We start from the raw sequence: 12,536 nt of genomic DNA on the forward strand, positions 1-12,536 counted from the left end.
GAAAAGCTTCGTGGAAAACCAATCAAAGAGTCAGGGAAACTAATAACCCGCAAGGATACAACACTGCCTGCGCAACTGCACTTTTCCTGTGGATTTATCCATACAGATTGTCCTCCATTGATCTATATCATCCGTCCTGACTGTCAATATTTGGTAAGGTGATGCATTTTTCGTCATCCATTCATTCTCACTTTCTGGAAAACATAATGAGCGATATCGCGATATCCATATCGATCCTGTCGCTGGTGGCCGTGCTGGGCCTGTGGATAGGTAACTGGCGCATCCGCGGCGTCGGTATGGGCATAGGTGGAGTGCTGTTCGGGGGTATTCTGGTGGGGCACTTTGTCTATCAGATGGATATTCATCTGGACAGCCATACACTGGAGTACATCAAAGAATTTGGCCTGATTCTTTTTGTTTACACCATCGGGATTCAGGTGGGGCCGGGCTTCTTTTCATCGCTGAAAAGCAGCGGTCTGAAATTGAATGCCTTTGCCGCAGGGCTGGTACTGCTGGGCGGGGTGGTGGCCACCGTACTTCATCTGATGTTTGATGTTCCACTGCCCGTTGTCCTGGGGGTTTATTCGGGCGCAGTGACGAATACGCCTTCTCTGGCGGCGGGTACCGGCATTCTGGCCGAGCTGGGGACGCCAGAGAGCATGCTGGCACTGCCAGGTTCTGCCTATGCGGTGGCTTACCCGTTTGGTATCTGTGGCATTCTGCTGAGTATGTGGTTTATCCGGCGACTGTTCAAAATAGACGTTAACCAGGAGGCGGAAGCCTTTGAGAAAGTGTCCGGTACCGGAAAGGAAAGCCTGTATACCATCAATGTTGCCATTCGAAACCCGAATATTGATGGCCTGGCGCTTCAGGATGTTCCGGGGCTGAATGACGGAGAACTGGTCTGTTCTCGACTGAAGCGGGACGAAGAGCTGATTGTCCCCAAGGGCAATACAACAGTGGCGTTGGGTGACATTCTCCATCTGGTTGGCAGTCGACAGAAATTACAGAGTGCCCGCCTTATTCTCGGCGAAGAGGTGGACGCGTCCCTGACCACCAAGGGTACGGAGCTCAGAACTTCCCGGGTGGTGGTAACCAATGAGAAGGTGCTGGGTAAAAAGCTGATCGACCTGAAATTCAAGCAGCGTTATGACGTGGTGGTTTCCCGCCTGAACCGCTCCGGTGTGGAGCTGGTGCCCAACCGGGAGGCGACGTTGCAGTTTGGTGATATTCTCAACCTGGTTGGTCGCCCTGAGTCGATTGATGCGGTGGCCAATCAGGTGGGCAATGCCCAGCAGAAGCTGCAACAGGTTCAGATGATGCCAGTGTTTATTGGTATTGGTCTGGGGATTTTGCTGGGCTCTGTGCCACTGGCTATCCCGGGCCTGCCAGCGGCGCTCAAACTGGGGCTGGCGGGTGGACCTCTGCTGGTGGCGTTGATTCTTGGCCGAATAGGCAGTATTGGTCGTTTATATTGGTTTATGCCGCCCAGTGCCAACCTGGCTTTGCGGGAGATTGGTATTGTTCTGTTTCTGGCCGTGGTCGGTTTAAAGTCCGGGGAAAACTTTGTGGATATCCTGGTGCATGGGGATGGTTTGCAATGGATGCTGTACGGCGCAGTGATCACCCTGGTGCCGCTGCTGGTGATCGGTATTACCAGCCGTATGTTTGGTGGGCTTAACTATTTGAGCCTCTGTGGCCTGCTGGCAGGCTCCATGACGGACCCACCTGCGCTGGCCTTTGCCAATAGTCTGCATGAAAAGTCCGGAGCGGCGGCACTGTCCTACGCAACGGTTTATCCGCTGGTGATGTGTTTGAGAATTTTGTCACCGCAGATACTGGCAGTGTTGCTGTGGGGGCTCATGTAAGGAACTGTCCTGAGGGTTGGAACTAAAAAGCGCTGGTAATGGTCAAAGTCGTCTTAGTACCAGAAAACATAACCGGTTGTTGTTTCAGAGGATGCAGAGGAACTCAGATTATGCCCGGCGTTTTACAGCCCTTTTCAGTGATCACACCCTCAGGTCGACAGGTAGATGTTGCCTTTAGCAATGAGTCATCGCAGATATCCGCACTGAGAAGCCTGGAATGCATTCAATGCAGAAATATAACCTACAACGGCAGGAAAATTGATGGTTGCCATCATACGATCTGCCAACCTTGCATAGATAATAACGATTTATTAGCAACAGGAGAGCATAATTGCGATGGCATTATTGTTACCGGAAAAACATTAACCAGCTACAGTATAGAGACTAAGACGCTTCTGGATAATCTGATTGTTCTCTGCCCCTTTAGCAATTGTAACCAGAAAGCCCTGCTGTCAGATGTTGATCAACACATCAGAGACCACATAAACCCCGCTAATGGTTCGCTCAGTGAGATTCAAATAGCTAATGATCCAGGTGAATTGCCTCCAAACTCCCGGTGGTATGAACTTGAAGGCATAATCTATTATGTTGTTGAATCGAATGCTCAGTGACTTTGTAGCATTAAAAAATCAGCAGAGTCTCAATCACTTCTTAACTCATTGCTGGGTGATATCGGTGTTGGCAGTCTGAATACCACCAGATACGTAGAAACTATAAAGGTCAGAATTGCCGCTCCTTCGATCAGTAATGCGGTCTCCTGCTGGATTCTTCCTGCCGTCATGGCTCCGTAAGCCAGGAGTAGTGAGAATTCACTGCTCTGCCCCAAACGTAACCCCATTTCTGCCGCATTATCGTTCCGTTCGCCTGCCAGATGCTTCAGCAGATATTTAAACAGTATGGGCTTGGCAATTAATACGATCGCTGACGTCAATAGAATGGCCATCAGGAGATGACTTTTTAGCATCGGTTCAAACTGGGCTCCCACCGAAAAGAAAAACAGAATCAGAAAGAACTCCCTCAACGGTTTCAAACCCTCGGCAATAATCAGTGAGATTGGCGATGTAGCAATACTGACTCCGGCAATAAAAGCGCCGATCTCATGGGACAGACCAAAAGACTCCGCCAGTTGAGCTGCTGTCAGGCACCAGCCCAGTGACACCAGAAAAATATACTCAGAGATAATGTCAAAACGCCCCATCAGCGGTAGCAGGATATATCGGACAAAACTCCAGGCCCCCAGGGCAAATGCACAGGTTTTCAACGGCAGTAATAGCGCTTCGATATGGGCTCCACCGTTGCTGCTATAAAGAATCAGAATGGTCAGAATGGCCAGAATATCTTCAAACAACAGGATACTGATCATCACTTCACCGGTTCTCTTATGGTGCAGTGTTGTGGTAGGGATCAGCTTTAAACTGAGTACGGTACTGGAAAAGGCCAGAGACAGGCCAGCGATCAACGCTTCTATCAATGGAAAACCAAAGAGCAGGGCAAGAACGGCACAGATCATGGCACCAACAGCGCTCAGGCAGAGAAAGGTTACCAGCGCCGTTTGTTTTAACTGTTTGAGCAGGTTTCTGGGGTGCAGGTGTAACCCCAGCAGAAACATCAACAGAATAATCCCCATGGTGGAGATCGCTTCAATATGTCCATCATCCATGACCACATTCAGACCCTGGGGACCAATCAGCATACCAAGGCCTATATAAGCGAGAATAATGGGTTGTTTCAGCCAGACAAACAGGGTACCCAGTAACGATGCACCACCAAAGATGACAGCCATTTCCAGAACAAGATGCTCAAACGGTCCTTGCACAGCGTAAACCTTATCGTTAAAACTATGGGACTGTTCAGGATAGTTGATCAAACAGGTTGGGATTGTCCGATTTTCAATGAGCGTGTCACAATAACGTGTCCCCACCAGGGCCTGCGGGGTCGTTCAGAAAAACAAGTGGACTCTTTTTTTCATGTTGCTGATTTGGCTGATCATAATGGGACTGATTTTTAAGTCATGGATTGCCTGGCTGGTACTGGTCATTCTTTATCTGTTCTCAACCCAGCCGGTAGCATCGCTGCTTATTCGCAGCCTTGAGCGCTACCCGGTCTTTACGCCGGGGCAAACACAACCTGTAGAGCCTCAGGCAGTGGTGATTCTTGGTGGTGGTTTACCTCGTATCAGCCCCGAGATGTCAGGCTTTCGCCCTTCCATGTATACCCTGGAGCGACTCCGTTATGGTGCATGGCTGAGCCGTCAGACTGAGCTGCCGGTGATGGTCAGTGGTGGCGGTTTCCGACCGGAAGCCGCCATCATGGCAGAAAGTCTTAAACATGATTTTGCTGTGGAAACCCGGTGGTTGGAGGATCAAAGTACTACAACCCGGGAAAATGCAGTGTATGCCCGTGAAATGCTGCCTGAGGATATTCAGTCGGTTTTACTCGTGACCCATGGCTGGCATATGCCAAGGGCTGTTCTCAGCTTCGAACGAGCTGGTTTCCATGTGATTCCGGCACCGGGGATGCTGGCCGGTGCCCCAAAAGACACTTTCCGTATCAGTCGATGGTTGCCAAGTGCCCGTTATTTGAGCGACAGTGAACGTGCTTTCAGAGAGTACGCCGGGTATTTATGGTACTGGCTGATCTATCGCAGCTGACTGTTGTGCAGCCTGGATCAGTGCTATTTAGACAGTTTTTGTCGTTCAATTCATATCAAGCCCATAGTCTTCATCAACAGATAACATGAAATAAGCCGAAGTCTCGTGTTGACCATCAGAGACATCGTATCTGTGAAGACTATCACCGCCAACGGTCTTTTCGCGTCTAAACAGCATATAATCCATTACATTGGTGTCTTTGCGGCACTCTTCAAGCCAGCAGACTAAAGCATGATGCAGTTTACTTTCTTCAGGAAAACTCTTAAGGCATTCTAATACCTGATCCTTATGGATTTGTTGTCCATTAACACACAGGCTGTTGATATAGCAGTGCGCCAGGAAGAAGAAACGTATGCGTAAGTTCTGAAATGTGTGTCTCAGTGTTTTGGTGGATTGCAACACCTGTGCTGCTGACAGGTTTTCATGGTCAATTGTCCATTCATTCTGCATAGCCATGAATTTCAGGATACATTGCAGTCGGTGTTGCTCATCGTCCTGAACCGGTGCGTTGTTTGAGATTTGCCAAGCCTGTTGAAGTATATCCTGAGCTTCGTTGGTGTCACCGTACTGCAGAGATTGTTTCAGCCTTTGAATCAGATATTTGGTTTGCTCGGCAGAATGATCGCCGGGTATTTCATTAAACGCGTCTAATACTTGCTGGTTATCCCAGATGCTTTCCAACACTTTTGTCTTCAATGGCAGCTGAGAATACAAAATAGTGTTTTCGAGCAACCAGCCACCCCGTTCATAATCCATCGCATCCGGCGTGTCCTGCTGGCCATTCAACAGCAGGTCTCTCAGGCAACATTCCGCTTTGAAGTGCGCTGCCGCCAATTGGCCCGCCGGACTATTGGTGAAACCCCGGACCATTTCATCCGGTGTAATCTGCTGGCCATTCAACGCCAGGTTTCTCAGGCAACATTCTGCCTTAAAGCAAGCCAGCTCCATTGTTGCCATGGCACCTTGGTAGTCATTAACCACTGCATCTGGTGTAATCAGCTGGCTATTCAGCGGCAGGCCCTTCAGGCAACATCGTTCCTTAAAGCGCGCTATCCCCAGTTTGCCAGCCTGATTGTCCGGAAAACCCTTAACTACTGCATCTGGTGTGACCGGCTGGCCATTCAATGGCAGGCCCCTCAGGCAACATTGCTCCGTGAAGCGGGCCCTTCCCAGTTTGCCTTCCGGACTGTTTGGGAAAGCCCTGACTACTTCATCCGGAGTCACCTGTCGGCCATTCAATAGCAGGCCTCTCAGGCAACATTCTGCTTTCAGGCGAGCTGGCTCCAGTGTTGCTCTGGCGGCCTGATAATCCTTCAGTATCTCTTCCAGTGTCACCTGCCGGTCCTTCAGCGGTAAGCCCTTCAGGCAACACTTTTGCTTGAAGCGCGCCAGCGACAGTTTGCCTTCCAGACTATCGGGGAAATCCTTAACCACCTGATGTGCTGTGACCGGCAGGCGATTCAGCAGCAGGCCCCTCAGACAACATCGTTCCTTGAAGCGGGCCCTGCCCAGTTCGCCTTCCGGACTATCCGGGAATTCCTTAACCACCTCTTCCGGCGTGACCCGCTGGCCATACAACAACAAACCCCTGAGGCAACATTGTTCCTTGAAGCGCGCTATCCCCAGTTTGCCTCTCCGGCTAGCCAGGAAATCGTTAACCACCTCATTCGTTGAGACCTGTCGGCCCTGCAACAACAGGCCCTTCAGGCAGCATTCCGATTTGAAGTGTGCCAGTTCCAGTAGTGATCTGGCGGCCTGATAACCCTTAACCACCGCATCCGCTGTGACCAGCTGGCCATTCAACGGCAGGTTCCTCAGGCAACATTGTTCCTTAAAGCGCGTCAGCTCCAGTAGCGCTTTGGTGGTCTGATAACCTTTAACTACCTCATCCGGTGAGACCGGCCGACCATTCAACCGCAGTCCTTTCAGGCAACATTCTGCTTTGAAGCGAACCATCTCCAGTGGTGCCCTGGCGGCCTGATAATCCTTTACCACCGCATCCGGTGCGACCTCCCGGCCGAACAACGGCAGGTTCTTCAGGCAACATTCTGCTTTGAAGCGCGCCAGCTCCAGTGATGCCCCGGCGGCCTGATAATCCTTGACCACCATATCCGGTGTGACCTGTCGGCCATACAGCAGCAGGTTCTTCAGGCAACATTCTGCTTTGAAACGCGCTATCCCCAGTTTTCCGGCCGGACTATCCGGATAAGCCTTAACCACTGCATCCGGTGTGACCAGCTTGCCATCCAACCGTAGTCTCTTCAGGCAACATTCCGCTTTGAAGCGTGCCAGCTCCAGTGTTGCCCCGGCTGCCTGATAAGCCTGAACCACTGCATCCGCTGTGACCCGATGGCCATGCAACGGCAGGCTACTCAGGCAACATTCTGCGGTGAAGCGCGCTACCCCCAGTTTACCGACTTGACTGTCCGGAAAAGCCTTAACCACCTCATCCGGTGTAATCTGCTGGCCATTCAATGGCAGGCCGCCAAGGCAACATTGTTGCTTAAAACGCGCTCTTCCCAGTATGCCTTGCGGAGTATTCGGGAAATCCTTGATCACCGTATCCGCTGTGACCGGCTTGCCATTCAATGGCAGGCCCTTCAGGCAAAATTCCTCTCTATAGTGTGCTATCGCCAATCTGCACTTATTATTGCCATCTGGCCGTCGGTTGAATTCTTGAATAACCTGCTCCGGGGTGACTTTTCTATTGTTTAGAAGAATGTTCTGTGCGCAAAGCTTTTGCAGGAAGAAGCCAGCTCTGAGAGACGAACAGTCACTGCCATAGGCTTTAATCACCTCAGTCGGGGTGATTTGATGTCCCTTTAACGGCCTTTTATTCCAAAAGGCAAACTCAATACGCCTGGCATCATTCAGAGGTGGGGTTGTGCCTCTATGAAACTGATGCGTTGAGACACTTTTACCGTTAAATGAACATCCGGCACGGTCAGGAATCCTGTTTGAACCGGTTTTTTGATTTACCCGGCCCGCAGGCTTTGGGGGGGAATGAGTGGATGCTGCTGCTTTCAAAAGACACCCTGCACACCTGGACTTTAAATATCGCCATTTGACCTTGTAGCGACTTTCCGGTTCCATTTTTATATAAGGAATATTGGACGAAACTTTTTGCTGGATTGCTAATCAAAAGATCAAACTATTTCAGCGTCTTCAGCGTCGAGAGGTTATTTTGATGGATGCCCCGGGAACTCAGCCTGTTGATCCTTACAGAGATGTGTCTGCAGAGGCGATTGCCAGTGGTGGCATTGCTTCAACGATGGAGCAAGGAGTGCTTGATTTTTCCAGGTGCCGACATGTGTCTGATTTTGCTGATAAGGCAAAACCTTTGGCTTCTGTGGCTGTTGAGGCATTACGTATCGGCAGGGATGTTGATTACCCTTTTGGCATGAACCCTCTTCATTGGGCATGTGCTGCAGCCGATTCTCAGGCATTTCAGGTGATTTGTAACTCAGTTTCCCATGAGCAGATTGTATCACTGTTTAATGAACCCAATGGGGCCAGATCAGTCGATGAAATTGCCTATGAAGTTGCTGGTAAAGTGGGTCCGGCAATCAACAGCGACTGTCCGGATCAAATACTGGTTTTTCTGTTAAACAGTGCTCCCGAAGCGCTGCGGGCGGAATATTACCAACTGTTTCGATCCATCAAGGCAATATTAACTCCAGGGGATTTAAAGGGACAGGCTGCCAACAATACCGGTAATAACCGGTTTAATCTGGCAGCCGGTGGCAGGGAAGAGGTTGTGCGGTGGTACTGTGATATGTTCAGGGCTGACCCTGACTATCAAATCGCCATCAATCATCCGACCTATGCGGGTGTAAGGCCACTTCATCACGCAGGCAGAAGTGAACATCCCGAGAGGGTTAAAGTATTTGCATTATTGTTATCAGAAGGAGCCTGGCCGAGTTTGGCAAATCTGGATAACCGGGGTAATTCGCCATTGGATCATCTCCAGCCTGATGACCGGATGATTGATCAGATCATGGGTTATGTTGTGGACTATCTGGGATTATCCGGGCTGGAAGAAGCTGAAAGACAGAGTAGGCTGAAAACGATAGAGTTTGAACTTATCGCTGCGTTTGAACGATTTGAGCAGGGGGTGGATTTAACCAGAGAAGTCGCTCTTGGGAAGACAATGACTCCTTAGGGCAGGGTTTCACCATTATTTTGTTATTTTCAGGAATTAAAATAAACAGAAAAAAACAGGTAGTAGTACCGGCCATAGGGCCGGTTTCAAAATTTCTATTAATGAAAAAGATTAAAATATTTCGAGTCTGACTCGGAGGTATTGTGTTGTTGAACTTCAACCCGACCTTTGGTCGTTGCAACCACCTTACAATATTTTTCATCAGACGTTACCCAGGTTAAATAATGGGCTTCTTTACTATGTCCTTTATCTACTGTCACTCTGACAAGTTCAGGCTGACCTGAAGAAGGAAATATTCTAAAACAAACTTCTGCTCCCGAACCACTTAAACGATACCAGTCTGTAATAATGACTGAGGCCATAGAGGTATTGGCTGTGATTATACTGATTAGTAATAATAATGTTTTCATGACTTCTCCTTAAGCTATCCTATGGAAAACCATAAGAGGCCAGTTTCCGGCCTGGCCCGATGTATATGTTCCAATACTCAAGGTTTTCCGTTCTTTAATGCCGGGTTCATTGTAAACGGTTATAAATTAGCAATTTGCGTTCACACAAATCACTAACCGATTAGTTAGTTGTGATAACACCTTGTTCTTTTCAGGGAGTCTTATAGTAGGCATTAAGAGGCTGTTTTAAAAATCTATCGATTTTCTGCAATACTGCTTCACTTTATTGACGTCATTTTCCGGGGATTAAAATACAGCGGCAGTATAACCATCAGGAAGCCAACAAGTAGTAACACCGGCCAGGAGCCATAGGCCATAAACGGCGTCTGCCCTGCCCGAATCTCTGCGGTTGCTGACAAAACGCCATGGGTAAAGCGCGGAATGGTTTTTGCCACACGTCCCTTTTCATCAATCAGGGCGGTAATGCCGTCATTGGTAGCCCGGATCATAAAGCGTCCGGTCTCCAGCGCTCGCATCCGGGCAATCTGGAAATGCTGGACAGGGCCAATGGATTTGCCAAACCAGGTATCGTTGCTGATGGTAATCAGCAGCCCACTCTCTTGCGCCATTTGTGCGACAAAGTCCGGGTAGACCACCTCATAACAAATATAAGGGGCAATGGTTACCTCGCCCGCCTTAAGTAAGGGGTGTTCTGAGTCTCCACGGGAGAATTCTGACATGGGCAGGTTAAAGAAATCAATCAATCCACGTAGCAGGGACTCCATGGGAACGAACTCACCAAATGGCACCAGCTTCTGCTTGTCGTAGCGGCCAGGGCCCTCTGAGGGTAAATAAGTAGTTAACCAAATGAAATCCTATTTTCTGACTAAGTGAACAGTCACTCTGCGGCGTTACAACTCCGATCACATAGCTACGGCTATGCTCCCTGCGTTGTGCCTTGCATAGTAACTGCCCACTTAGCCAGAAATATACGATTCCATTTGGCCAACTACTTAGCCTTCTCCCAGAGACAGAATACTGTTGAAGTAACGGGTTTCGCTGCCAGCATTATCATCCACTGGCATGCCAAGAATTAAAGTACTGTTATTCTGACGGGCCATTCTGTCCAACTGAGCCATCAAGCCCCGGGCACGGTTATAAAACAGTGGAATGGCATTTTCCGGCCAGATAATCAATTCCTGCTGCCATTGGTCTTCACTCAGGCCAATGTAATTAATGATGGTGGTGTGAATAAAGTCAGGGTCCCACTTCAGGTTTTGGGGGATATTTCCCTGTACCGCGCTGAAGGAGATATCGCCGGTTTTTTCTGTCCATGCCATGTTGTTGAGGGGCCACGAAAGTCCCCAACATACCAGGGCGATGAATAAAGCAATAATATTGGGTGTTCGCTGCTGTTTAGCCGGAATAATCAGGGCAAACAACAGGCAGGCTGTGGATACCATCAGCAGGCTTAAGCCATAGGTTCCGATAACGGGAGCCAGCGCAGCAAAGGTCGTGTCCAGAAGTCAAAAGGGCTGAAGCCCAGGGGCACGGCCGCACCTGCGGCCAGCGACAGCAGGTAGCGCACAACCTGAAGAGGTGAAAGGGACGTCGCTGTCCATAGAGACATCCGGATTCTGAATAAACCGGACAAGCCCTTCCCAATGATTTGCCAGGCTCTCCGACACTTTGAGTTGCTCGACTTTAGCCTTATGTTCTTTTTTCATCAAGGCAATGGCTGCTGTCAATTCGCGCTCACGATCTCGAGCTCGTTCCCACAGATCCCGATAGTGATTGACCTGCCATTTGGGATCAATGTATTCCTGCTTGGTCAAGCTGACTTGAACAAGACTGAAGGGAGTGCCGGGTTGACCCGAAGTGCATTCAGGTTCAGGGGAGATATCAAGCATCTGCCAAGGAGTTGAATACATGACTTTTGATGCTTGAATTATGGTTTTAGCGAAGAGTTACCGTACTTGTCGGCAAGTTGGGTTAAGTTACTCAGAAGGAAATTAATACTTATGCATCCATTAACAAATCACCCTGTCCAGTCAACTCTGTCCAAATCTGACAGCCCTCAGGCTATTGCATCTACTGAGTCGAATGGTAAAGCTCAGGACATTCCTGCCTGTTTACGGCAATTTCCTGATTCCGAAGAGGGCCCGGGGCGCTCTCTGGATAATCGTCAAATAGCTTCTCTAACCTCTTGTTCCGTAAAGACAGAGCGTAAACAACCAAAGGTGCAGTTTCAGGAAAATGATTTATTGCTCGTTTATCCTTGCAATTCAGTTGACAGAGGCACTCCCAGTCTGGATTTGAAAATTAATCCAGAAGAGCTTAAAAACAATCTTTATAAACGCATAAGTGAATTTTTGTATGAGGAATGGGTAGAAAATAGAAGAAAAAGTCCTCCTACTCAGGAGGAAGAAAAGTCACTGACTGATTCAATCTTGGCAAGACTGCCTGCAGAACTGACTGAGTTTCTGAACAAAGACTGGTCCGGTAAAGAGTGGTTTGCTCCCGATGAGTATCAAGCCTTAGCGAGGTTCCATAGCGCAATCATTTTGCTTGGAAGCGATGATTTGGAATACCTGAATGGCGAAAAGGAAAAGGAATTTAAACAATTTTTTATAAAGGCGTGTTTACCCTTGCGTGCTGGCTGGAGCGAAGACGAAATAGAACTCATAGAGTTTTGGTTGAATGAGGAATTACAGAATTGTCAGTGTTATCCTGATCCTCAACGGATGAACGAATACATTAAAACGTGTCATTATGGCATATTAAAAGCCGACTGTGTGACGGTCTGTGATGAATGCATTTTTCGTGTTATTGAAAACTGGAAAACCTATGAACGCTTTAAAGTGCTGATGAATCAGGGGGAAGGATTACCGTAACACAGTTAACCTTTCAGGTGGTCTATCTATTGAACTTTTCATAAGACCCTTTGACTGACTTATCAGAAATCAGCCGAGGGCAATCAGGCTCTGCTTGATTCCTCCGATCAGTGTTTATGAGCATCTTGATAAGTCAGGTACTTACATTCAGGAGAGGCGACAACTATTCTGGTGCAGGGGGGATATCCTGGCGATAAACATGCCAGCAAAGCATCTCCAATTTATTATTTTCTACTTCACATTTGATACTTTCGAAAATTCTGCCAACTTCCTCAAATAAGCCATTACTAATGTGCAAATTAAAGATTTCATCTGGCCAGAAATTACAAGGACATTTGAGTATTCGCTGTTGTTGCTGACGTGTAATTTTGTTGATCGAATCCAGATAACTATCCCGCTGTTCAGGCAGTTTTGCCAGCAACTGGTTTAACCGGTAAATAACACCATTTTTTGAATTCATTTCCGCTGCTTTCGCCTGACGAAGAGCCTTTGCCTCATACGTCTCGAGCAAAATCCTGTTTACGAATGCATGGTAATGTTTGGTGTACACGAGTTCCGGCGGAATATAACGT

The 12,536-nt window shown here is 48.5% G+C and carries 12 protein-coding genes; 5 read left to right on the plus strand and 7 right to left on the minus strand.

Annotated features, from left to right (window positions below; translation table 11 throughout):
* The first annotated feature begins 206 nt into the window (after positions 1 to 206).
* On the plus strand, positions 207 to 1,868 hold the full coding sequence (locus J7438_RS01465) for a putative transporter (RefSeq protein WP_209275145.1): 1,662 nt from the start codon (positions 207 to 209) through the stop codon (positions 1,866 to 1,868).
* A 110-nt stretch (positions 1,869 to 1,978) separates the two neighbouring features.
* Positions 1,979 to 2,479, plus strand: coding sequence for a hypothetical protein (locus J7438_RS01470; RefSeq protein WP_209275146.1), 501 nt, complete (start codon positions 1,979 to 1,981; stop codon positions 2,477 to 2,479).
* A 29-nt stretch (positions 2,480 to 2,508) separates the two neighbouring features.
* Here J7438_RS01470 and J7438_RS01475 read toward each other — a convergent pair whose 3' ends face one another.
* Positions 2,509 to 3,735, minus strand: coding sequence for a cation:proton antiporter domain-containing protein (locus tag J7438_RS01475; RefSeq protein ID WP_209275147.1), 1,227 nt, complete (start codon positions 3,733 to 3,735; stop codon positions 2,509 to 2,511).
* A 124-nt stretch (positions 3,736 to 3,859) separates the two neighbouring features.
* Here J7438_RS01475 and J7438_RS01480 point away from each other — a divergent pair, with 124 nt between their 5' ends.
* Complete coding sequence (locus J7438_RS01480; RefSeq protein WP_209275148.1) at positions 3,860 to 4,519, plus strand: YdcF family protein; 660 nt, start codon at positions 3,860 to 3,862, stop codon at positions 4,517 to 4,519.
* Between the two features lie 45 nt (positions 4,520 to 4,564).
* Here J7438_RS01480 and J7438_RS01485 read toward each other — a convergent pair whose 3' ends face one another.
* Complete coding sequence (locus J7438_RS01485) at positions 4,565 to 7,546, minus strand: hypothetical protein (protein WP_209275149.1); 2,982 nt, start codon at positions 7,544 to 7,546, stop codon at positions 4,565 to 4,567.
* A 160-nt stretch (positions 7,547 to 7,706) separates the two neighbouring features.
* Here J7438_RS01485 and J7438_RS01490 point away from each other — a divergent pair, with 160 nt between their 5' ends.
* Positions 7,707 to 8,681, plus strand: a complete 975-nt coding sequence (locus J7438_RS01490) for an ankyrin repeat domain-containing protein (RefSeq protein ID WP_209275150.1) — start codon at positions 7,707 to 7,709, stop codon at positions 8,679 to 8,681.
* A gap of 98 nt (positions 8,682 to 8,779) precedes the next feature.
* On the opposite strand, the gene J7438_RS01495 is transcribed toward J7438_RS01490, so the two are convergent.
* The 4 genes from J7438_RS01495 to J7438_RS01510 form a co-directional block, all read right to left on the minus strand.
* Entirely contained in the window at positions 8,780 to 9,091 is a 312-nt protein-coding gene (locus J7438_RS01495) for a hypothetical protein (protein WP_209275151.1), read from the minus strand.
* Positions 9,092 to 9,348: 257 nt separating this feature from the next.
* Positions 9,349 to 9,939, minus strand: coding sequence for an apolipoprotein N-acyltransferase (lnt, locus tag J7438_RS01500; protein WP_209275246.1), 591 nt, complete (start codon positions 9,937 to 9,939; stop codon positions 9,349 to 9,351).
* Positions 9,940 to 10,083: 144 nt separating this feature from the next.
* Positions 10,084 to 10,533: a nitrilase-related carbon-nitrogen hydrolase gene (locus tag J7438_RS01505; RefSeq protein WP_209275152.1), complete on the minus strand. Its 450-nt coding sequence runs from the start codon at positions 10,531 to 10,533 to the stop codon at positions 10,084 to 10,086.
* A gap of 63 nt (positions 10,534 to 10,596) precedes the next feature.
* The gene (locus J7438_RS01510) at positions 10,597 to 10,980 is read right to left on the minus strand and encodes a hypothetical protein (protein WP_209275153.1); all 384 of its coding nucleotides are present in this window, start codon (positions 10,978 to 10,980) and stop codon (positions 10,597 to 10,599) included.
* Positions 10,981 to 11,091: 111 nt separating this feature from the next.
* Between J7438_RS01510 and J7438_RS01515 the strand changes: the two genes are divergently transcribed.
* Positions 11,092 to 11,964 (plus strand): hypothetical protein, encoded by an 873-nt coding sequence (locus tag J7438_RS01515; RefSeq protein WP_209275154.1) that lies wholly within the window; start codon positions 11,092 to 11,094, stop codon positions 11,962 to 11,964.
* A 163-nt stretch (positions 11,965 to 12,127) separates the two neighbouring features.
* Here J7438_RS01515 and J7438_RS01520 read toward each other — a convergent pair whose 3' ends face one another.
* Positions 12,128 to 12,514, minus strand: coding sequence for a hypothetical protein (locus J7438_RS01520; RefSeq protein WP_209275155.1), 387 nt, complete (start codon positions 12,512 to 12,514; stop codon positions 12,128 to 12,130).
* Positions 12,515 to 12,536: the final 22 nt, after the last annotated feature.

Source organism: Thalassotalea sp. G20_0 (genome assembly GCF_017744175.1).
Lineage (GTDB): Bacteria > Pseudomonadota > Gammaproteobacteria > Pseudomonadales > Endozoicomonadaceae > Endozoicomonas.

Bases quoted from the DNA above. Each gene is read 5' to 3' on its own strand.
- J7438_RS01465 (WP_209275145.1), top strand. From the start codon at position 207: ATGAGCGATATCGCGATATCCATATCGATCCTGTCGCTGGTGGCCGTG.
- J7438_RS01470 (WP_209275146.1), top strand. From the start codon at position 1,979: ATGCCCGGCGTTTTACAGCCCTTTTCAGTGATCACACCCTCAGGTCGA.
- J7438_RS01480 (WP_209275148.1), top strand. From the start codon at position 3,860: ATGGGACTGATTTTTAAGTCATGGATTGCCTGGCTGGTACTGGTCATT.
- J7438_RS01490 (WP_209275150.1), top strand. From the start codon at position 7,707: ATGGATGCCCCGGGAACTCAGCCTGTTGATCCTTACAGAGATGTGTCT.
- J7438_RS01495 (WP_209275151.1), bottom strand. From the start codon at position 9,091: ATGAAAACATTATTATTACTAATCAGTATAATCACAGCCAATACCTCT.
- J7438_RS01505 (WP_209275152.1), bottom strand. From the start codon at position 10,533: ATGGTATCCACAGCCTGCCTGTTGTTTGCCCTGATTATTCCGGCTAAA.
- J7438_RS01510 (WP_209275153.1), bottom strand. From the start codon at position 10,980: ATGCTTGATATCTCCCCTGAACCTGAATGCACTTCGGGTCAACCCGGC.
- J7438_RS01515 (WP_209275154.1), top strand. From the start codon at position 11,092: ATGCATCCATTAACAAATCACCCTGTCCAGTCAACTCTGTCCAAATCT.